The organism is Streptomyces sp. CC0208, from assembly GCF_003443735.1.
Lineage (GTDB): Bacteria > Actinomycetota > Actinomycetes > Streptomycetales > Streptomycetaceae > Streptomyces > Streptomyces sviceus.
Genome location: NZ_CP031969.1, coordinates 4163114 through 4184637 on the forward strand (window position 1 = coordinate 4163114; position 21524 = coordinate 4184637).

General features: G+C 69.2%; 17 protein-coding genes and 1 tRNA gene. 6 read left to right on the top strand and 12 right to left on the bottom strand.

The annotated features are described in order from the left end of the window. The first annotated feature begins 55 nt into the window (after positions 1–55). Entirely contained in the window at positions 56–2338 is a 2283-nt protein-coding gene (locus D1369_RS18980) for a (Fe-S)-binding protein (RefSeq protein WP_037900876.1), read from the top strand. A gap of 246 nt (positions 2339–2584) precedes the next feature. Here the strand turns inward: D1369_RS18980 and D1369_RS18985 are convergent, their stop codons facing one another. After that, positions 2585–3589 (bottom strand): helix-turn-helix transcriptional regulator, encoded by a 1005-nt coding sequence (locus tag D1369_RS18985; protein WP_007383532.1) that lies wholly within the window; start codon positions 3587–3589, stop codon positions 2585–2587. A 147-nt stretch (positions 3590–3736) separates the two neighbouring features. Here D1369_RS18985 and D1369_RS18990 point away from each other — a divergent pair, with 147 nt between their 5' ends. From D1369_RS18990 to D1369_RS19000, 3 genes are all read left to right on the top strand, one after another. Further along, a complete protein-coding gene (locus tag D1369_RS18990; RefSeq protein WP_007383531.1) occupies positions 3737–4267 on the top strand; it encodes a peptidoglycan-binding protein in 531 nt (176 codons plus the stop codon). A gap of 157 nt (positions 4268–4424) precedes the next feature. Further along, complete coding sequence (locus D1369_RS18995) at positions 4425–5375, top strand: Yip1 family protein (protein ID WP_007383530.1); 951 nt, start codon at positions 4425–4427, stop codon at positions 5373–5375. Positions 5376–5424: 49 nt separating this feature from the next. Continuing rightward, positions 5425–5832, top strand: a complete 408-nt coding sequence (locus tag D1369_RS19000) for an NUDIX domain-containing protein (protein WP_007383529.1) — start codon at positions 5425–5427, stop codon at positions 5830–5832. Positions 5833–5865: 33 nt separating this feature from the next. Here D1369_RS19000 and D1369_RS19005 read toward each other — a convergent pair whose 3' ends face one another. Then, complete coding sequence (locus D1369_RS19005) at positions 5866–6381, bottom strand: phosphoribosyltransferase (protein ID WP_007383528.1); 516 nt, start codon at positions 6379–6381, stop codon at positions 5866–5868. Continuing rightward, complete coding sequence (gene dcd, locus D1369_RS19010) at positions 6378–6953, bottom strand: dCTP deaminase (protein WP_007383527.1); 576 nt, start codon at positions 6951–6953, stop codon at positions 6378–6380. The genes D1369_RS19005 and dcd overlap by 4 nt, the downstream gene beginning before the upstream one ends. Before the next feature lie 499 nt (positions 6954–7452). Between dcd and D1369_RS19015 the strand changes: the two genes are divergently transcribed. After that, positions 7453–7526: transfer RNA gene (locus D1369_RS19015), tRNA-Gly, on the top strand. Positions 7527–7871: 345 nt separating this feature from the next. Here the strand turns inward: D1369_RS19015 and D1369_RS19020 are convergent. The 5 genes from D1369_RS19020 to D1369_RS19050 all read right to left on the bottom strand — a co-directional run bounded on the left by D1369_RS19020 (position 7872) and on the right by D1369_RS19050 (position 16701). Next, a complete protein-coding gene (locus D1369_RS19020; RefSeq protein WP_007383526.1) occupies positions 7872–9506 on the bottom strand; it encodes a serine hydrolase in 1635 nt (544 codons plus the stop codon). Positions 9507–9853: 347 nt separating this feature from the next. Continuing rightward, complete coding sequence (locus D1369_RS19025; RefSeq protein ID WP_007383525.1) at positions 9854–11446, bottom strand: peptide-N4-asparagine amidase; 1593 nt, start codon at positions 11444–11446, stop codon at positions 9854–9856. A 543-nt stretch (positions 11447–11989) separates the two neighbouring features. Then, positions 11990–15046, bottom strand: a complete 3057-nt coding sequence (locus D1369_RS19035) for an RICIN domain-containing protein (protein WP_007383524.1) — start codon at positions 15044–15046, stop codon at positions 11990–11992. A gap of 901 nt (positions 15047–15947) precedes the next feature. Further along, complete coding sequence (locus D1369_RS19045; protein ID WP_037900871.1) at positions 15948–16340, bottom strand: ANTAR domain-containing protein; 393 nt, start codon at positions 16338–16340, stop codon at positions 15948–15950. A gap of 82 nt (positions 16341–16422) precedes the next feature. After that, positions 16423–16701 carry a hypothetical protein gene (locus D1369_RS19050; RefSeq protein WP_007383522.1) on the bottom strand — a complete coding sequence of 93 codons (279 nt, stop codon included), beginning with the start codon at positions 16699–16701 and terminating at the stop codon, positions 16423–16425. An 807-nt stretch (positions 16702–17508) separates the two neighbouring features. Between D1369_RS19050 and D1369_RS19065 the strand changes: the two genes are divergently transcribed. Next, positions 17509–18405, top strand: coding sequence for a DUF1206 domain-containing protein (locus D1369_RS19065; protein WP_007383519.1), 897 nt, complete (start codon positions 17509–17511; stop codon positions 18403–18405). Here D1369_RS19065 and D1369_RS19070 read toward each other — a convergent pair. From D1369_RS19070 to D1369_RS19085, 4 genes are all read right to left on the bottom strand, one after another. Continuing rightward, on the bottom strand, positions 18318–19034 hold the full coding sequence (locus D1369_RS19070) for a GAF and ANTAR domain-containing protein (RefSeq protein WP_007383518.1): 717 nt from the start codon (positions 19032–19034) through the stop codon (positions 18318–18320). The two genes, D1369_RS19065 and D1369_RS19070, sit on opposite strands and share 88 nt — an antisense overlap. Positions 19035–19112: 78 nt before the next feature. Further along, positions 19113–19874 carry an ANTAR domain-containing protein gene (locus D1369_RS19075; protein WP_037900869.1) on the bottom strand — a complete coding sequence of 254 codons (762 nt, stop codon included), beginning with the start codon at positions 19872–19874 and terminating at the stop codon, positions 19113–19115. Next, the gene (locus D1369_RS19080; RefSeq protein WP_007383516.1) at positions 19871–20566 is read right to left on the bottom strand and encodes a hypothetical protein; all 696 of its coding nucleotides are present in this window, start codon (positions 20564–20566) and stop codon (positions 19871–19873) included. The genes D1369_RS19075 and D1369_RS19080 overlap by 4 nt, the downstream gene beginning before the upstream one ends. Next, positions 20556–20981: an STAS domain-containing protein gene (locus D1369_RS19085; protein ID WP_007383515.1), complete on the bottom strand. Its 426-nt coding sequence runs from the start codon at positions 20979–20981 to the stop codon at positions 20556–20558. Before D1369_RS19085 ends, D1369_RS19080 begins: the two co-directional genes overlap by 11 nt. Positions 20982–21524 lie beyond the last annotated feature (543 nt).

A 21524-nucleotide genomic window follows, 5' to 3' on the forward strand; every position in this document is an offset into this window, starting at 1 on the left:
AGATCCCTTCTCACGGACCTCTCGTAGACCCCTCGCAGGCCCGAGGAGCCCCGAAATGCAACTCGCCGCGATCATCGTGTCGCTGGTTCTGATCGTGGTCGGCGTGGCCCTGTTCGCCCGCGCCCTCCTCCAGATCTACACCTTCATGCGGCTCGGTCAGGACGTGCCCGCGGGCACCCGCACCGACGAACCCGGCAAGCGCACCGTCACCGTGGCCAAGGAGTTCCTCGGCCATACCCGGATGAACCGCTGGGGCGTCGTCGGTGTCGCGCACTGGTTCGTGGCGGTGGGCTTCTTCACCCTGCTGCTGACGATCGTCAACGCCATCGGCCAGCTGTTCCAGGCCGACTGGATCCTGCCGGTCATCGGCGACTGGGCGCCGTACAACGTCTTCGTCGAGTTCATCGGCACGATGACCGTGCTCGGCATCCTGGCCCTGATCGTGATCCGCCAGCTGAGCCACCCGCGCAACCCGGGCCGCAAGTCCCGCTTCGCCGGCTCCAACTTCGGCCAGGCGTACTTCGTCGAGACCGTCATCCTCGTCGTCGGCGTCTGCATCTTCATGCTGCACGCCCTGGAGGGCGCCCAGCACCACGTGGACGGCTACGAGGCCTCGTTCTTCATCTCGTACCCGGTGGTCCACTGGCTCGCGGGCATGGACGTCTCCACGCTGCAGAACCTCACGTACTTCTTCGCCGGCCTGAAGATCGCCACCTCGTTCATCTGGATGATCGTGGTCGCCCTGAAGACCGACATGGGTGTGGCCTGGCACCGCTTCCTCGCGTTCCCGAACATCTGGTTCAAGCGGAACGCGACGGGTGAGACCTCGCTCGGCGCGCTGCTCCCGATGACCTCCGGCGGCAAGCCGATCGACTTCACCGACCCCGGTGACGACGACGTCTTCGGTGTCTCCCAGGTCGAGCAGTTCTCCTGGAAGGGCCTGCTGGACTTCTCCACCTGCACCGAGTGCGGCCGCTGCCAGTCGCAGTGCCCCGCCTGGAACACCGGCAAGCCGCTCTCCCCCAAGCTCCTGATCATGTCGCTGCGCGACCACGCGCACGCCAAGGCCCCGTACCTGCTGGCCGGCGGCGGCAAGACGATGGAGGGCGAGGAGAAGGCGTCCGAGGAGCAGCTGGCCGGCGTGCCCGCCGCCGCTCTCGCCGAGGCCGAGCGCCCGCTGATCGGCACGCTCGAAGAGAACGGCGTCATCGACCCGGACGTCCTGTGGTCCTGCACCACCTGCGGTGCCTGCGTGGAGCAGTGCCCGGTGGACATCGAGCACGTGGACCACATCGTCGACATGCGCCGCTACCAGGTGATGATCGAGAGCGCGTTCCCGTCCGAGGCGGGCACCATGCTCAAGAACCTGGAGAAGAAGGGCAACCCCTGGGGCCTGGCCAAGAAGCAGCGCCTGGAGTGGCTCAAGGAGGTCGAGTTCGAGGTCCCGGTCGTCGGCCAGGACATCGAGGACCTCACCGAGGTCGAGTACCTGTACTGGGTCGGCTGTGCCGGTGCCCTGGAGGACCGCGCCAAGAAGACCACCAAGGCCTTCGCCGAGCTGCTGCACATCGCGGGCGTCAAGTTCGCGATCATGGGCGGCGACGAGAAGTGCACGGGCGACTCGGCGCGGAGGTTGGGTAACGAGCCCCTGTTCCAGGAGCTCGGCATGGAGAACGTCATGGCGCTGAACATGGCGTTCGGCGAGGAGCTGGACGACGACGGCAAGGTCGTGGCCGAGTCCGCGAAGCCGAAGTCGGCCAAGAAGATCGTCGCCACCTGCCCGCACTGCCTCAACACGATCGGCAACGAGTACCCGCAGCTCGGCGGCGACTACGAGGTCATCCACCACACCCAGCTGCTCCAGCACCTCGTCGACGAGGGCAAGCTGGTCCCGGTGACCCCGGTCGAGGGCATCATCACCTACCACGACCCGTGCTACCTGGGCCGCCACAACAAGATCTACACGCCGCCGCGCGAGATCATCGCGAACGTGCCCGGCCTCCGGAACGAGGAGATGCACCGCCACAAGGAGCGCGGCTTCTGCTGCGGTGCCGGTGGCGCGCGGATGTGGATGGAGGAGCGGATCGGCAAGCGCATCAACAACGAGCGCGTCGACGAGGCGCTTTCGGTGAACCCGGACATCGTCTCCACGGCCTGCCCGTTCTGCCTGGTCATGCTGACCGACTCGGTCAACGGCAAGAAGAACGACGGCAAGGCCAAGGAGTCGATCCAGGTCGTCGACGTCGCCCAGCTGCTGCTGGAGTCCGTCAAGACCCCGGGCGACCCGCAGGACTCGGCGGAGCCGGAGAGCGCTCCGGAGCCGGAGCCCGTGAAGTAGTCCCCACGGCCTGAACGGCACCCCCGGTCCCCTCTGGGCCCGGGGGTGCCGCCGTTTCCGGGACCCGCCGCGGCAGCGCGGCCCCGAGCGGGGGCGGCGGCGTACGTGAGCCCGGGGTCCAGCCTCTCGGGGGCAGCGCGTGTGGGCAGCGCGCGTGGGCAGGCGCAACCCGCGCGCGGGGGCAGCGCGCGTGGACGTGGGATTCAACCACTCCCCGAGCACGGTCAGCGAGTCCGGACGCCGCGTTCAGCCACTGCCGAAGCCCTGCGGAACCGTCCGTCGCAGCAGCGCCGCCCCGAGCGGGGTCAGTGTGTGCACGACCATCGGACCGACCTGCTGGCTGGTCGTCAGACCGGCGTCCCGCAGCACCGTGGTGTGCCGGCTGGCGGCGGACAGCGAGACCCCCACGACCTGCGCGAGCTCCCCCGTGGTCAGACCGTCCGCGACACACCGCAGAACCCGCGCCCGCGTGCCACCGAGCAGGGCCCGCAGGGGCACCGCGTCACCGGGGAGCGCCTCTTCCGGCACCGTCGGCCGGCTCAGGGGAAGCGGATACGAAAGGGTGGGCGGGAGATCGGGGTTGGCCAGCGCGACCGGCGTCCCCCACGAGAAGTACGTCGGCACGAGCCGGAGCCCCCGCCCCTGGAGGTGCAGGTCGCGGTCCGTCCGGTACTCCACCTCGAGCACCGGCCTGCGCCAGCGCACACGCGGTCCGAGGTTCGACAGCAGCCCCTCCACCCCGTCGGCCAGCAGCACCCGGGCGAGCAGACCCCTGTGCGCGACGATCCCGCTGTCCATGCGCTCCGCGAAGGGGGCTACGGCGACCCCGTGGAAGCGGTTGATCAGCTCGGTGAGTTCCCGGCGCTCGTCCTGCTGCGCCAGCCGCGGAGCCCAGGCGGGCAGGGTGTGGAACCGGCGGAGAAGCTGGAGCTCGGTGAGGATCTGCCGGCCGGGGAGGCGCAGGACGCCGTCGAGGCCCGCGCCCAGCCCGTCCTCGGACTCCGCCGGCGTCAGGAAGTCGGGCAGGTAGGGCCCGAGCGGATACAGGGCCAACAGCACCTCCCGCACGGGCCGGGCTAGTCCGGCCGTGTGCAGGTCGGCCCGCACCGCGCGGTACCACGCGGCGAACTGTCCCCGGCCGCCGCGCGACTGGAGCCGATGGAGACACGAGAGCACTTCCCACATCGGATCCGGCTCCCCGGCGACACGGACCCGGGCGAGATCGACTTCGGTGAAGTGAATACGGAGCACGTGATTCCCCCCACGGATCTCCACATTTGCGCTGTGGCGCAAGAGTGTGTCGCCGCTGACGAGTCCCTGCCAAGGTGCCCCCAGGCCAACTGGTCACAGTGGCCCGAATCCGACGGTCCGCCGTCGCCCGAACCAGGAGGAACTGCCGTGACTTCGAAGAGATCCAGGCTGGCCGCCTGCACGATCGGTGCCCTGACGGCCGGTGTCCTCACACTGAGCGCCACGCCGGCTTCGGCGAGCGGGTCGTACAGCGGGCTGGCCTATGTCTACGGCGGTGGCGTCTTCGCCGACGACTGGGACAACGAGGGCATCGTGGACACCAGCCACAACAAGCAGTCCAACGCCACCTGCCTGTGGCAGAAGATCCTGTGGGCCGACGGCGAACTCGCCGCATCCGGCATCGACGGCGACTTCGGGAGCAACACCGCGGCCGCGACCGCGAGGTGGCAGACCAAGTTCCAGGTGCCCAGCGACGGTTCGGCCGGACAGCAGACCTGGACCGCGGCCGGCAACTGGCTGCGCAACTCCAGCTGGCTTCCGGACGGCAGCACGGTGGCCCACTACATCGGCACCAGCCATTCCCTCGATCTCACACGCGACAGCGACGGCTACTACCACTTCACCGACGGCGACGGTAACGGCCGCATCGCGGGCTACAACTACCGCACCTGCAGCTAGCCGCCGACCTGGCCTGTTGCGTGGGGCCGGCTGAGGTGGCGTAACGCGGGGAGCCGTCCGGCCAGAGGGGAGCCGTACGGCCCCGCACATCCGCGTACGCCCCGTACGGCACTACCCTGAGCGGCCCCCCGGCTCCTCTCTGACTGCCCCTTAGGGGATGTCACAGCTCGGCAGCAAAGCCGTCCCCGGAACGCCCGGCCGCACCCGTCACTCTCCAGGACCAGGTACGTTCGAAGACGTGGCTGGATTCAGGATCGGACGCGGCCGGGACAACGGCGCTCCTCACACGCGACCGCAGCAACCTCCGTACGGGCAGCAGGCGCCCCAGGGACAGCCGTACGGCTATCCCCCCGCGCCGCAGCCCCACCCGGGTCAGTGGACCCAGGGCGGCGGGGGCTACGACGAGCCGGAGTACTTCGGCGGCGACGGCGCCCCGCCCCCGCAGGGCGGCCATGACCCGTACGCGGCGAACAACCCCGGGCACACCCAGGCCTTCTCGGTCGGCGAGGACCCGTACACCCAGGGCGGCACGTATCGCGCGGGTTCCGCCCCGGCGGGTCCCGTGGGCCCCCGACTGCCCTGGAAGGAGCTCTTGAAGGGGATCCTCACGTCCCCCAACCAGACCTTCCTCCGGATGCGGGACTACACGATGTGGGGCCCGGCCCTCATCGTGACCTTCCTCTACGGCCTGCTCGCGGTCTTCGGCTTCGAGGGCGCCCGTGAGGACGCGATCAACGCCACCCTCTCGAACGCGGTTCCGATCGTCCTCACGACCGCGGTCGCGATGGTCCTTTCCGCCTTCGTCCTCGGCGTGGTCACCCACGCCCTGGCCCGCCAGCTCGGTGGCGACGGCGCGTGGCAGCCCACGGTCGGCCTCTCCATGCTGATCATGTCCCTCACCGACGCCCCCCGCCTGGTCGTGGCCATGTTCCTCGGCGGCGACGCGCCCTTCGTCCAGATCCTGGGCTGGGCAACCTGGGTGGCGGCCGGCGCCCTGCTCACCCTGATGGTCTCCAAGTCCCACGACCTCCCGTGGCCGAAAGCCCTGGGCGCGTCGGCCATCCAGCTGATCGCACTGCTGTCGATCGTGAAGCTGGGCACGTTCTAGCCCCTGCACGAGAAGGGGCTGCGGATGCTCTCCGGTACGGTCCCGGGCCATGACGAGTGGCAACAGCGTGCCGGAGAAGGTGGCTTGGGTCCTGGTGCGGGACGAACGGGTGTTGGTGACACGCAGTCACGGCAGAGACCGCTTCTACCTCCCGGGCGGTCATCGCGAACCGGGCGAGTCCGACAGCGAGACCCTGGTACGGGAGATCGACGAGGAACTGCGGACGGCGATCGACCCCGCTTCCATGGTGCGCTTCGGCACGTTCGAGATCGCCGAGGGCCATCCGGAGCACGACCCCTTCCGGATGATCTGCTACACCGCCGATCACCGCGGCGAGCTGACCCCGTCGCGGGAGATCGCCGAGAAGGCATGGTTCCGCCACACCGACCGGGCCCGCGTCTCGGCCGTCGACCAGATGGTCTTCGACGCGCTGCGCGAGGCGGGGTGGCTCACCTGAGCCCACGACAGGACCGGTGGGAGAACTCCCGGCTCAGACCGCTTCCCGGTTCTCCTTGGGCGCCTGGCCCGACCTGTGGACCGGAGGCAGGACACTCCACGGGAAGTTGATCCAGTCGTCGGTGCGCTTCCAGACGTACTCGCACTTCACCAGGGACTGCGACTTCTCGTAGATGACCGCGGAGCGGACCTCGGCGACGGCGTCGAGGCAGAAGTCGCGGACCAGTTTGAGCGTCTTGCCGGTGTCGGCGACGTCGTCGGTGATGAGGACCTTCTTGTCGGAGAAGTCGATGGCGTTGGGGACGGGGGCCAGCATGACCGGCATCTCCAGGGTGGTCCCCACGCCGGTGTAGAACTCGACGTTCACCAGGTGGATGTTCTTGCAGTCGAGCGCGTACGCGAGACCGCCGGCGACGAAGACTCCGCCGCGGGCGATCGAGAGCACCACGTCGGGCTCGTAGCCGTCGTCGGCGATGGTCTGCGCGAGCTCGCGCACGGCGGTGCCGAACGCCTCGTAGGTGAGGTTCTCCCGCGGCTCTGCGTTGCTCATACCTGGGTCCGGTGGAAGTTGAGGAAGGACCGGGAGGCGGTGGGTCCGCGCTGGCCCTGGTAGCGGGAGCCGTAGCGCTCACTGCCGTAGGGGAAGTCGGCCGGCGAGGAGAGCCGGAACATGCACAGCTGGCCGATCTTCATGCCCGGCCAGAGCTTGATGGGAAGCGTGGCCAGGTTGGAGAGTTCGAGGGTCACGTGGCCGCTGAAGCCGGGGTCGATGAACCCGGCGGTGGAGTGGGTCACGAGCCCGAGCCGGCCGAGGGAGGACTTGCCCTCGAGCCGCGAGGCGAGGTCGTCGGGGAGCGTGATGACCTCGTACGTGGAGGCGAGGACGAACTCCCCGGGGTGCAGGATGAACGGCTCGTCGCCCTCCGGCTCCACGAGCCGCGTGAGGTCGGTCTGCTCGACCGCGGGGTCGATGTGGGGGTAGCGGTGGTTCTCGAACACCCGGAAGAAGCGGTCGAGGCGCACGTCGATGCTGGACGGCTGCACCATGGATTCGTCGTAGGGATCGATCCGTACCCGCCCGGCGTCGATCTCGGCCCGGATGTCCTTGTCTGAGAGAAGCACGCCCCGAGGATACGCAAGGCGCGCGGACCGGCCACCATCGGACGGACCCGCGCGCCTGGTACCGATCTCTCAGTGCTTCTCCAAGGTCACCGGAACGACGCTGCGAAGCCGGGCACAGCGAGGACACCGGACGAGCCGTCCGGGACCGAGGCGCTCGGCCTGCTGCATCGGGAACGAAGCGGTGCTGAACACGTGCCCATCGGCACAACGGACGACGGTGCGCTCCATCAAGTCCTAGAGTCCCTTCCCCAAGAGCCGCGTCAGACTGCTGCTTGCCTGACGACAAAAGCCACATTACGGGATGGACGGGACGACCCTCCAGGCGGCACTCCGGTCCCGCTCGGCCCCTGCGCCACCCCTCCACCGTACGCCCCAACTCCCGCGCCCCGCAGCCCCGTCCCACCCCGCGAACGCGCTCAGGCCCCACGGCTTCAGCGCCGGGAGCCTGGGATGGGGTAGGGTAACGTTGCGTTCGGACGGGTTCCGTCCGGCGTCTTACGCGGGTGTAGTTTAATGGTAGAACATCAGCTTCCCAAGCTGAGAGCGCGAGTTCGATTCTCGTCACCCGCTCCATGTGAAACCCCAGGCCAGTGGCCTGGGGTTTGTTTCTGTCCGGTCAGCCTGCTCTTCGCCCGTACGTACCCCCCTGCGGGGTCGAAACGGCGTGCGTGGACGAGGGGGTCGAGCAGCCGGTTCGGGAAGTGGCGGGTATGCCGGTCGAGTGCACTTTGTCCGGCGACGGGCGGCGGACCGGCCGCAAGAAACGTCACGGCTCTCATGTCTTCGCGGGACGTGCCCCTCCGAGGGGCTCTGTCGCTGTTCCCTGAGGCCATGCTTGGAGCCGAGGGCGAGCACCGCGACCTCGCGCTCGGCGACGCGACCTCCTGCGCCGTGTCCGGCCGGCCCTGCCCGCGGGCCCTAGTCGTTCCTCGTGAAGGTGCCGAGACCGGACGTGTCGAGGTGCTCGACCCGGACCTTGTCGGCGCGTCCGCCGGGTCCGACGGTGAAGGTCACGCCGGACAGGCCGACGGCCATTTCGCCGGTGGTGCGGTAGCTGAAGGTGTCACCGTCGTAGTGGCTCAAGGAGAACCGTTGCTTCTTGGGCCCAAGTTGCATGGTGAGTTCGTTCCCCTGGACGCTGACGGTCATCGGGCCGTAGTAATCATTGGAGTACGTTCCGGTGTAGGCGCTGTTCGCCTTGGCGGGTGCGGGCGAGGCCGGAGGCTTGCTGTAGTCGACAGGCGACTGTTCCCCGTGCAGGGACTGCTTGAAGATCGGCCCGAGGAACGTCAGCCAGTCGACGGTCGGCCCGCCCGTCGACGCGGTGTCGAGGAACGTGGAGGCGATCGCCTCGGGCACGCCGATGGGCTCGCCGTTGGTCAGGACGACGATGCCGAGCTTCTCCGAGGGCAACAACGCGACGTTGGTGGCCGCCCCCAGCGCGAAGCCCCCGGAGTGGCCGAGCTTCAGCCTGCCCTGGTCGTCGTAGCTCACGTTCCAGCCGAGCCCGTAGAACCCGGACCTGCCCGCGGGCGCGTGCGGCGGCTCGGAGACCATGCGCGGCAGGTGGGTCTGCTCCAGCGCCTCGGCGTCGACGACTTGCCGCCCCTCAAATTTGCCGTTGCCCAGTTGCAGGCGCAGCCACTTCGTCATGTCCCGGACCGTGGAGCTGGCCCCGCCCGCCGGGCTCTGGGCGTCCGGGTCGCGCACATGCTCGGCACGCCAGGTGTCCCCGGTCTTCACATGCAAGGCGGCCTTGTTGCCCGCTTTCTCGTAGTCGGCGAAGGAAGAGCTGGTGGAGCCCATGCCGAGCGGCCGGTACAGCTTCTCGTCGGACAGCTTCTCCCAGCTGGTCCCCGCTGCGCGCGCGGTGGCGACGCTGGCTTCGGTCAGCCCGAAGTTGGTGTACGCGTAGTGGGCACGGAAGGGGGCCGACGGTTCGTAACGAAGGTGGTCCAGGACATACGAGCGGTCGTAACCGAGGTCCTCCAGGACGTCCCCGGCGTGGTCGGGCAGTCCGCTGCGATGCGAGAACAGGTCGGCCAGCGTGACATGGCGGGTGACCCATGGGTCCTTCAGCTTGAAGCCGGGGTTGTGGTCGACCACCGGGTCGTCCCAGCCGACGGTCTTCTCGCCCACGACCGCGGCGACCACGGTGGACGCAACGGGCTTGGAGACCGAGGCGAGCTGGAAGACGGTGTCCGCTCCGACCCGGTCCTTCGTACCTGCCTTCCGCAGGCCGAACCCCTTCAGATACAGCACCTTGTCGTTGTGCACCACGCCCACGGCGACTCCGGGCACACCGGTGCGGCGCATGGCATCCCGTACGACGTCGTCCAGCTGGCTCACCGCGCTCTCGACCTCGGCCCGGGTGAGCTGTGGCGGTGGCTGGGCGGGTGGGACGGTGGGCAGCGGCGAGGTCGCGACGGCCGCACGCCCGGCGACGGCGGTGTCGGCATCGGCCCCGGTACAGCCGACGGCCAGTACCGCTACCAGGCCGAGTGCAGCGGCGGAGCGAACGGGGCGGGGGCATGCATGGTCGAGTCGGGACATGTCCTCAATGGAAGTCCCGCCCCCGGCACCTGTCGCGCCTTGGCGGGCCGTTCGGGGGGCTGAGTCCCTGTGCACGGTGTCGTGCCCATAGCGTGCCCAAGAGAGCGGACGACTACGGTCAACAGCGGTGCGCAGGTCAGAGCTGTAGAGACCACCCAAGCGCCGTCGCCACCAGGCGAACACGATGGTCTCCCGTCATGAGTCCATCGGCCGACTCACCGTCTCGTCGGCCGCCCCCTTGGAGGGGGCGGCCGTCCGATCGCGGCGACAAGGCTCCGCCGCGATGCCGTGGTGCGGAGCTTCGCGGCAGTGGTGGAGCGACTGCGCGCCAAGGGCTGAGTCGGGGGTCAGCAGCCGCGCACGTCCTTCGTCAGCACCCCTTGCTCCGTCGCGAGCGTGTGGTCGTAGCACGCGCCGGGAGCCCGGAGCCGGTAGCGCTCGCTGGTCGTGGCCACCGCGTGCCGGTCCTCGCGGGCGACGCCGAGGGTGAAGGTGGCGTCTCCCTGATAGGTGTCGTCGATGCGGGTGGCGCCGAGGTGCGCCCGGTCGGCGACGGACATGATCACGCGCAGTCGGTTGGCGCTGTCGATGGTGGCGCGGCCGTCGAGCGTGTAGGTGCGGTCGGTGCGGGAGACGTGCCCGTTGGTCGTCACGGTCTGGTCGTCGGTCCACGTGCCGGTCTGGTCGTCGGTGTTCTCGTCCGGCGTCCACTGGTGGTCGATCGCGCTCGTGACTGCTCGCTCGACCGTCGTCGTGACCCGGCCGTGGGAGGTGTCCAGGTAGCCGGTGACCTTCAACCGGTCCTTGCCGTCGGTCACCAGGTGGCGCAGCGAACCGTCGGTGTAGGTGTTGCTCACCGCCGGATCCGCCTTCTTGTACGACGTCACGGCGCCCGTCACCACCGACTTGTGTGCGTCCTGCCACACCAGGATGTTCGTCGGCGCGCTCCACCCCGTCTGGCCGCTCGGCACCCCGACCACCGACACGTCGACCTTGTGTGCTCTGCCGTCGTTGAGCAGGCCGGCGAACGGAGTCAGGTCGAACTTCAACGGCCGTACGTCGAAGGCGTGTGGGGCGGGGATCACCGACCACAGATAGGGCGACCAGCCGCCGGTCCACACGTTCGGATACGGCGAGGCGATTCCGGCGACCTTCCCGTCGATGCTCACCCGCACCTCGCGGTACGGACCGTCGTCCCCGCCCTCGCAGGAGTACGACGCGGACGGCGTGACCACCGAGTACCAGAACTCCTCACAGCCGCCGCCCGAGCCGGTGGCGTACACCTCGGCGAGAATCCGCGTGGAGTTGCGTGGAGTGGTCAGCGAGGCGCCGGTCGTCACGCTGTCGCCGTCGCTGAGGGGGATGACCCGGTCGGGGGCGGAGGGTGTGCGGCCGGGCTTGGGGGCGTAGAAGGTGAGGGTCACCTTGACGTCGAGCACGCCGGTGTAGGTGTCGTTGACAACGTTGCCTATGAGCATGTCGACCGACTGTGCGCTGCTCAGCGTCTTCTCGTACTCGGTCACGTCCTTCTCGACGGACCATTTGATCCCGTCCTGCGAGGGCTCGGGCGTCGATGTACGGAAGACCTGTACGCCTCCGATGTCCAGATAACCGAGCCGGTCGAATTGCCGTCCCTTCACGCTCCCGTCCATCCGCAGGACGACCTTGGACCAGCGGCCGGGGGTGCCGCAGCCGGTGGGCGGCGTGTAGGTGCCGGTGTAGGGGGTGAAGTCCTTGAACTGCGCCTGGGCGATCGTGACCGAACACGACCTGGTGTGCGGCGTCGAGATGGCCGGGGCGGCGGTCACCGGGTCGTGGTAGTCGGTCCCGAACTCCGCCGGCACCGTGTCCGCGGCGGCTGTTCCCAGGGACAGGCCGAGTGCGGCAAGCGCGCCGGTCAGCACGGTGGCCGTCCGTCTCGGACGGATCAGGACTCTCATGGGTTTCCTGTGTCGCATACGGCGCAGTGAACAGGCATGTGTCAGCCCCGGCCAAGAGGAGATGGAAAGGTGTTGACCAATTCCTGTCCGTTCACCGACCAAGCAGCCACACACCCGTAACTCAGTCACCGGGGAAGCCCGGCTCCCGAGGGTCACCTCGCGGGTCCCCTCCCGACGGAGTTCGCAGAGTCGGCGACGCCGGAGTCATCCCCGCCTACGGCAACCAGCGCACCGCCTGGGACGCCAGCTGCCTCCACGACTACGAGAACCCGGAACACCACGGATCTTCGACCCGATCATCTCGTCCTGTTCCCGAACCTGCGCCAAACAGCCGATGGCCGTCCGGACGCACGGCACCACACCGAAGCGCTCGCGGTCTGTGCAAAGCCCCCCGTCACCGATTGCGCCGGCTGTGCGTACCAGCCCGCATCGCGGTCCGAGACGTCGGCGACCAGGAAGTCGGCGTTCTGTGCCCCGAGCGCGCCCGAGGCCGCTGATCAGTCGTCAGCGGCCTCGGGGGTCATCAGCTGTAACGGGAACGGATCACGCCGGTACCAGCTGCCATTGCTGGTTGGCGCCGCCGCCGGGTGTGTACTGCACGACCTTCGCGCCGTCGGTGGTGTCCCAGTTGTAGTCGTCCGCCGCCAGCCCGCTGTCGTGGCTGACGACGGTGAAGTACCCGTCGGCGTTGGGGCGCAGGTACCACTGCTGGTTGGTGCCGCCGCCTGCCGTCCACTGCTGGAGCTGGAGCCCGACGGTCGAGGAGTAGCCGTCGACATCGAGCGCCTTGCCGCTGCTGACGTAGTTCAGCGTGTACGCGCCCCCGGGGGCGGTGTTGATGGTCCAGGCACCGCCGTCCGCCTTCTGGACGACCTTCGCACCGTTCTGGGTCACGTCACCGGTGACGGCGAGCGCCTTGCCGCTGTTGCGGTTGACGATGCGGTAGTTCGTGCCCGCCACCGGTTGGTTGGCGATCTCGAAGCGGTCGACGGTGGCCCAGTCGTGCGTCGCCGCGGCCCGCTGGGTGCCGGTGACGCGCACCCGGATCGTGTGCTTGCCGGAGGAGAGCCGGGGGCTGGTCCACACCGAGACGTCGCCGGTGCGCGCCGTCGAGTACAGGTCGACCAGCGCCTCGGCCCCGCCGTCGACGGTGACGCCCACCATGCCGTGGCTCGGCGCGGTCACGGCGTGCAGCGTGACGCCGGTACCGACGAAGTCCAGCGTCGCCGTGTCGCCCGTCGTGTCGCTGTAGGAGTTCGTCCCGGCGTACGGGCCGCTCTCGCCGCTCGCGTGGCTCCAACCGCCGTTGTACGTCACCGCGGTGGCGGCGTCGTCCACGCTGGTCGTGGCGCTGCTGCCCAGGTTGAGGTACTCGACCGAGTCGGTGAACGTGGTGCTGCCCGACTTCGTGGTCGACAGCACCAGGTACACGCGGGAGCCACTGGCCGGCGCGGTGAACGAGATCGGCCGGGTGACCCGGGAGCCGAGCGGGATGGTGAGGGACTCGTTTCCGGACGCGATGACCGCGCCGTCGGGCCGGTCGAGTCGTGCCGTCCAGTTCAGGCCGACGGACGTGTTGCTGAAGTCGTCGTTGAAGACGGTGATGTTCCGGGTGACGGTGCTGTTGTAGGAGTAGGTGTCCACCTTGTCCGGGAGCGGGAAGGTGCCGTTCTGGTCCGACTGGCCGGAGGCCGACCAGTAGGGCAGGTCGATCGCGGCGACCGGGTTGAACGCGGCCTGGATCCGCTGGATCTGCGGGTTGCTCCACGGGGCGGACAGGTTGTCCTCGCCGTAGACGGGGTGACCGCCCTCCTCGGGGACGAAGTCGGTGCTCTTCACGCCGGGCACGAAGCTCGCCCAGCCGGACAGCAGGGTGTAGGGGCGCAGGTCGCTGGCGTCCTTGGCGCGCTTGGCGACCGTCGTGGTGGCGAACCACTCGAAGCCCTGCTTGGTGTTGGACTTGTCCCAGACGTACTCGCCCTCACCGTCGGGCCGGCCGGCCAGGTCGGCCCGCGCCTCGCCGTACTTGCCGATGCCGTCGATGTAGTGCGAGAAGACGGCGAAGTTGCCGTTCAGCATGGTGGGCCACGGGTTGGTGTTCCAGGCGGTGTCGGCGCTGACCGGCCGGGTGCCGTCGTTGCCGTTCATCGCCGCGTACAGGTCCTTCTCGAACGACTCGGAGTCGAAGCGGCTGATGTCGTTCTCGTTGCTCTGGCTCCAGCGGATGATCGCGGGGTGGTTGCGGTCGCGCAGGGTCAGCGCCTTGGCGTGGTTGACCATGTTGTCATGCCCGACGACGAAGTCCTGGCAGCTGCAGGTGCCGCGGATCGCGGTCTCGTCGATGACCATCAGGCCCATCTCGTCGGCCACGTCGAGCATGTACGGGCTGCCCGGCTCCTGGTGGATGCGGACCACGTTGTAGTTGAGCCGCTGGTAGTTGCCGACCGCCTGCGGCCAGCCGCCGTTGCCGCTGGACGGCGGGAGGAAGCCAGGGAGCGTGTCGTAGGCGTCGCCCTTGCCGCCGTTGTCGATCCGGTCGTAGTCCGCGCCCTGCAGGCTGTCACCGCGCAGGTTCACCCGTACGCCGTTGAGGTAGTAGTACTCGCCGTTCTGGGTCGTCTCGCGGAATCCGAACCGGTAGGTGGCGTCGCTGGTGCGGCCGTCGTCCGTGGACGCGTGCACCGACAGCTTGTGCAGCTGGGCGCGGTACCCGGAGCGGTAGGGCACGTTCGGCCACCAGTACGAGGACGAGCCGAGGTTCCACGCCACCGGGCCGACCGTCACCTTGGCGGTCGAGTGGGCGGCCAAGGTGACCGTACGGCTGGGCAGCGACGGGTAGGTGAAGGATCCGCCGCTGTCCGAGGCCAGCGAGCCGGTCAGCGTCACCGACCGCGAGTTGCCGGAGGTGTTCGTCACGGACACGTCGTAGGTGAGGGTCTTGTCGGTCACGGAGGTGCGGACGAAGGTGTCGCTGACGTACACCGCCGGGTACACGCGCAGGAACGCCGAGCGGTAGATGCCCTGCGGGATCGCCTCGGACCAGTTGGCGGCGTCGGGAACCAGGACCTGATCCCCGCTCGCGTTCTTCAGGGCGTAGCGGCCCTTGACGTTCACGCTGATCGTGTGGGTGCTGCCGGGGGCGGCGAAGGGGGAGATGTCGAATCTCGACGACGTGAAGGAGGTGGTCTGGGTGGCGACCACCTGCCCGTCCACCGACAGCGTCGCCTCGTGGTTCACCGCGCCGAACTCGATCCACACCGACTGCGGTTGCCCCGTGTCCGGCACGGTCACGGTGCGCGAGTACGTCGCCTCGTTCACGTCGGTGAAGCCCTGCTTGTACCAACCGCCGCCGGGCACCGTGATCGACGTCGCCGCACGGCCCTTCGGCGTGAAGCTCCACGTTCCGGCCAGGTCGACCGACCTGATCGCGGCGTTGCCCGCAGTGAACCCGTTGATGTCCGACACCGTCGTGGCGGACGCCGATACCGGCGCGGCCGACGCCGGTGGCGGCGCCGCCAGGACCCCGGCTAGCAGCGCCGCGGCGGCCACGAACAACTGGGCGAAACGTCTCCGGTGGGGTGGCGGACTGTGCTGGCGCACGGCTACTCCTCGGTGTGCGGATCCGAAGCAAGGTGAACGCGATCGACGACCGGCTCTCGCTCAAGCCCGTCGCGGTATGCCGTCAAGCAGCGTTCGTGCCTGAGGACTGGTGACAGCGGCCTCGTGAGGCTGCGGGTACGAGGACAGCCGTCGCCGTCATGACGGGATGTGACTCGGCATCAGTACGCGGGCTGGGCCGTGGTCCACCTTGACGGCGACGGCTGCACGTTTCGCGGTCATCAACTCGGTCATCGCGCCCGGTGCCCTCGGCTTGTGAGGCCGTGTTCATCACTGAAGGACATGCGAGCCCCTGTCTCGACGCGTCAAGGAGATGTCCGGCGCCCAGCGACAGCGCCTGGGACATCGGATGTATGTATAAGGGCCCCGGGAAGGGTTGTCCATACTCCACACAAAAAAGATGATCTCGAAGAGCCTTCACCTGCTGCTATGTAGAAATCAACGTGAACCTGTAACCAGGCAGTCACCCCCCGTCTTCCCGCTTCATGGGATGTATTGCTAGGCTGCCGCCGCCCGGTTGTGGCCGTCATGGGGTGGATGGCGCGTGAGAGTACTGGTCCCGAGCCCACGCGGCCCTCGTCGCCGTGCTCGCCGAGGTGGCTCACCGGCTTGCGCGACCGAGGCGAGAACCCGGTTCATACCCGGCGCCGGCCCTCCGCACCGAGGAACCCCCGCTGACGGCCGCCTGCCGGGCGAACGCGGTAGTCGTCGCGTCCGTAGGTGGTCAGCGGCGCGCCAGTTGCCGCTCGCCGGCGGAACCGGCCCGGTGGGGCGGGCCGTAGTGCTTCGACACCGCTTCCCCTGCTCGGCGGGAAGCACGCCGTCGGTGCCGATCGAAGGGCCTGCTTCACCAGTGTCCTGCTGCGGGAATCTTGGCCTCTCCCTACCTGGACCGCTCATCGGCCGGGGGCGAGTCGCACTGTCGCTCTTCCGCGTAAAGCCGCCCCAGCGCATGCCGCAGCGCCCGCTGCATCCGCTCCGGGAGCGGCTTGCCCTCCCACGCGGCGACCATGGCCGCGGCCACCTCTGCGAGTTTGGTGTGGCACTGCCGCGAGATGTCGACCAGGAGGTCCCTGGCCGTCGCGCGACTGCAAGGGGTCAGGGCCATCATCATGCCGCGGGCCTGGTCGATGACGGCGCGGCCGGCCAGCGCCCGCCGCAGCTGATCGTTCTCGGCGCGCAGTGCGACGAGATCGTCTCCAGCGGCTGCGTTCCCCCACGTGGCCTCGGCCCGCAGCTTCCAGTAGTCCTCCTGTAGCAGGGTCGTGCGATGCATGACATGCACCTCTCAATGAGTTCGAACTGCCCGGCCCGGCTGAAGCCGTCCGGCACAGATGACGGCCAGGTCGCTCCACGAGTCACCTGTGGTGTTGGTGGTCCCGGCGGTCCTCGCGCTGCCAGCGCGCCCGGTTCCGGCGGCTGTAGCGGCGATCCCAGCGGTCCTGACGATCCCGGCGCTCCTGGTAGTCGCGGTAGTCCCCGAAATCGGAACCGCCGTCGCGGTCCCGGACTCCGCCACGACCGCGGGCCTGCCGGGTCGCGCCGTAGACCAGCACCGCTGCGGCCACCCACCAGATCGGGTGAAGGAAGCCGAGGCCGAACAGGGCGGCGATGAGGATGAGGAGCAGGACGAACACGGTAGGCCTCCCCGGGAGTTGGACGCTGCGTCGATACCGGGGACTGGGGCCTCACACCAGAGCGTAGTCCTGCCCGACGGTTGTGGATACCGTGCGAGGTCAGCGCTTCTGCCCGGGCGCGGATGGCTGCTTGACGCCTGTCGGAAAGCCGCTGCGAGGGCTAGCGTGTTTCATGCCGCCCCTGCCCCCGGCAGCGTCGATCGCCTCTCGCGCTCCTTCCGGGGGCGCACCCTGCGCATCGGTGCGTCACGCGATCCCGGCGCGCCGGATGTGCCTCAAGCGGGCAACGATCTGCTGCCCGCCGCGTCGCACGCATCCCGAACCAGGCGGCACGCATGTACGCCCTGATCGTTCCGGCTTCGACCCCCTTTGTCCTGCTCGCCGTCGTGATGGCCCTGTCCTGGTGGGAGGACCACATCCTGCCGACGTCGCCGACCGAGCCGGCCGAACCACCCGCCGAGGCTCCGTTCCCCCCGGCGGCCCCTGCTCAACTCCCCCGAGTCCTCAGTGTCGACCCCACGTTGACGGGCGCGGCATTCCACCTTCCCGCTTCGCCCGGACCCCGCGGACATACAGGAAATCCCCGCGATCCGGAGGCCCGGCAATGATCTGGATCCTTCTCCTTCTGCTGATCCTGATGGTCTTCGGGTCCGGCTTCGCCATGCGGGGCGCAGTGGTGGCCGCCGCCGGTACAGCCGCAGGTAGTCCGTTCCGGAACTCGATCCTGCGGGAGGCTGCCGTGAGCATCGGACGGACCATCAGGCACACGGAACAGGTATCGCGCGCCCACACCATGGGGAGGACCTCGTGACGTCGTCCACCGCACAAGGGCGCGGCCGGGGCGCGAAGTCCGCGGAGCGCGAGACGCTGACCGCCGCAGGACGGGCGGGCTTTGTCGCGCGCGGCATCGTGTACGTACTGATCGGACTGCTGTCCATCCGGATCGCCGTGGGGAGCGGCGGCGGCCAGGCGGACCGGCAGGGGGCGCTGCACGAGATCGCGAGGCAACCCTTCGGGAAAGCGATGCTCTGGGCGCTGGTGGTCGGTTTCGCGGCCATGGCGCTCCGGCGGGGAGCCCGCGCCGTGCTCGCCACCGGGCCCCGGCGCAAGGCGGGTTCGCGCGTGCTGGACGGCGGGCGGGCGGTCTTCTACGCCTTCGTCTGCTGGACCACGGCGGTGTACGCCGCCGTGGGCGGGCAGGGCTCCAGCGGCAACGCGCAGTCGCAGGACTGGACGGCCTCGGCGCTCAAACTGTCGTACGGGCAGGTGCTGGTGGGAGCCGGGGGTTGCCTCGTGATCGGCATCGGCGGGGTACTCGCCGTCCGAGCGGCCCTGCGAAGCTTCCTGAAGCAGCTCGAGACCAGCGGCATGAGCCACCGTACGAAGCAGGTCGTCACCGCTCTGGGCATGGGTGGAGGCGTGGCGCGTGGCGTGGTGTTCGCCGCGGCCGGGGTCTTCGTCCTGGTGGCAGCCGTCCGCTTCGATCCGGCCGAGGCCAAGGGCGTGGACGCGACGCTCCGGAGCTTCGCGCAGACACCGGTGGGACCGTGGCTCCTGGTCGCCGTGGCGATCGGGCTGATCCTCTTCGGTGTCTGCGACAGCCCGCGCCAGGGTGGTCAGGCCACCAGCCCGGGGAGGGGTTCGGAGTCGTCGATGAAGGCGCGGGCCACGTCGGACAGTCGCCGGTTGTGGGCGCGGGCGTAGCCGCGCAGCGCGGTGAAGGCGCGTTCCATGTCGATGTTCTGTCGTTCGGCGAGCTTCCCCTTGGCCTGTTCGATCAGCACCCGGCTGTTCAGCGCGGTCTGCAACTGCTCGTTGAGGGCCGTACTGCGCTCGGCGGTGCGTTGCTGCAGGAGGCTGATGGTGGCTACGTCGGCCAGGGCCTGGGCGACGAGTGTGTCGGGCGCGTCGAAGGGGCCGGGCGCGGCGCGGAAGAGGTTCAGGGCGCCCACGGTCTCCGCACGCAAGCGCATCGGCAGGGCCTGGACGGCACCGAAGCCGCTGCGGTGGGCCGCCGTGACGAAGCGCGGCCAGCGGTCGGCCTCCCGCGTCAGGTCGGGGACGATCACCGGTGCACCGGTACTGAAGCACTCCAGACAGGGCCCCTCGTCGTTCTGGAGCTGGAAGAGTTCCAGCAGGCGCACCTCCTCGTCGGAGGCGGCCATCACCCGCAGTTTGCCGTCCCGGTCGGCGAGCAGCAGGCCGGCGGCGCTCGCGTCGAGCATGCTCACGCAGCGGTCGGTCAGCAGGCGCAGGAAATCGATCAGGTCGAAGTCGGCGACCAGGTTGTCGGCCAGCTCGACGAAGGTCTTGGCCAAAAGCTGCTGATTCATCGTGACACCCTCGATTGAGACTAGTCCCGCCGGGAGGGGGCGGGAAGCGCAGCACGTTCGTCGGCTTGAGCCGATGGGTCAGTCGCCGTTGTCGGTCCGTTTCGGTTCGCTGTCCGGGGAGAAGCGGAGTCGGTGGGCCACCACGTCGGCGGCCACGTCGGCGAGCCGGCGCCCTTGCGTACAGGCGTAGGCGCGGAGCCGGACGAAGGCTTCGTCGATGCCGACTTCGAGCTGGACGGTGAGGATGCCGGTGGCCTGGTCGATCTCCGCCCGGCATCCGCCGAGGTCCTCGAAGCCGTGGTCCCGTGACGGTGCGCCGGCCTGCCCGCCCGTCTCGTCGATCCGCGCGTCGAGCAGGAGCAGCGTCGCGAGATCGGCGAACGCCAGCGCGTCGGCCAGCTCTTCCGCGTCCAGCACGGTCTGCACATCGGCGTACAGGTCGAGGACTCCCGGGCTGATCGCCCCGATCTGCAGGGGGAGTGCGAAGACGGCGCGTGCCCCGGCTGCCAAGGCCGCGTCCACGAACACGGGCCAGCGGTCCTGCAGGCCGCCGGTCAGCAGATCGGGGGACAGGACGGCCGAGCCGTGGGCGAAGGCGTCCACGCAGGGGCCCTCGCCCAGGGTGAGCTGGAGCTCCTCCAACTGCTCGCTGATGTCGTCGGTGCTGCACAGCGGATGGCTCGCGGTGGTCCTGGACATCGCCGACACCCCGGCTCCGCCGACCGGCAACGCGGCCACGGCGGCGGCGCACACGTCCACCACACCGACCGGGGCGCCGCGTCGGGCCGCCTGCTCGGCGACCAGCACCTGGATGCGGGCCGACCGGCTGTCGGCCCTCATCCGGGCCGCCGCGTCCAGGCGTCGTGGGCCAGGCTCTCCAGCCGCGCCGTGGTGCGTTCCCCGAGAGGGAACACCAGCGCACGGAACATGGTTGGGCCCGTCGGCCGCCACACCTCTCCCAGGTCCAGCCATCCCCAGGAGCGGAGCGACGCGAGGGTCAGGTGATCGCCCGGATCCACCAAGGTGGCGCCGAGGGACGCCTGGTGGCCGCTCAGCAGCCGCTCCTGCACATGGCGGGCGACGTCCTGGTCCCGCGGGTGTGGCCGGACCAGGATGCCGGTGATCGCGAAGACGCCGCCGGACGCGGTGAGCTGCTCGATGCCCTGCGGCAGCGCTCCGTCGAACCCGAGCCACCAGCTGCCGTCACTGGCCACCGGGAACCCGAAGGCGCATCCCGCCAGGTGGTCCGTCTCCGCGATCACCATGGCGAACCCCGACCGCCGGATGTCGCCGGTGAGACGGTTCAGGAAGTCCTGGCGGCTGCGACTGCGGTACGCCTCAGCGGCGGACGTCTCTCGGGAGTCGACGTACAGATCCGCCAGCTGTTCGCACAGGTCCTGCGCCAGCCAGCGGTTCACGCGGCGCAACCGCACCGCGTCCAGGGCGTTCAGGGTGTCCAGGGCGGACGACTCGCCCGCATGCGGCTCGTGCGGCTGCTCCTGTCCGGGCCGGGCCGGGCCTTCACCGCACATCGCCCGAGAGGGCAGTCACCAGCGGAACACTCCGGTCCGGCAGGGCTGGAGCGAGCGGGTCGGGGACGTCCCCGAGAGACGGTGGCAGATGCCCGAGCGGAAGGCCGAGGAGCAGGAACCCGCAGCCGGTGAGGTCGAGGATCCGTCCCAGTGACTGTGGCGGGTTGTGCAGTTGCAGGACCCCGCCGGCCTCCTTGGTCCGATGCGCGGCGCAGAGGAAGGCGTTGAGGCCGCTGCAGTCGCAGAAGGTCACAGCAGTGAGGTCGACATCGACGACGCGGATGCCGTCGCTCAGGCATCGCGCCAGCGCCGCGCACACCAGCGGTGCCGATTCCAGGTCGATCTCACCAGCCAGGGTGATCAGTGCCCGTTTCCGTCGGTCATGACGATGGATGGTGAGCCGTGGGAGGGGCATGACGCCTCGGTTCCAAAGACCATCCGGCAGCGAGATGGGGGCGCCTGGAGTCCCGGCTCCTCTTGGCGCGCTGCCGGCAGGGGCGTACGTACGGCGGAGGCGGAACGACGGCCGGTCCGAAGGCCTGCGCAACAGGACATGGGGCCCGCCCGGTTCTCTCCAGGGATGCGTCGGGAGACGGACGAAAGGTCCGCTCCGCGCAGCCATCTGTGTCGTGAAACGACAAGTCGCCGGGGTCTGGGACGCTTGTGGAGCAGCATAGTCCTGGCCCAGTGCGGCAGAGGCCCGAAGCCGCCTAATCTCAGGATGTGGACGATGTCGAAGTGTCACGGCGCTGTCATATCCGGTGTCCTGCAAGGTACTTGGCCCCATAACGGGAAGGCGGCCACCTGACAGGCGGGTTGGAGACGGCGAACGGGACGGCCAGTCGCTCGTGCCTCCTGCCTTCGGGTTCCCGCCGTCGAGGTCGGTGACGAGAATGCCGGAGCCGCCGGGAGCCCGGCGGGCCGAATGACGTTACGTGTGCCTCGAAGGCGGCAGCCT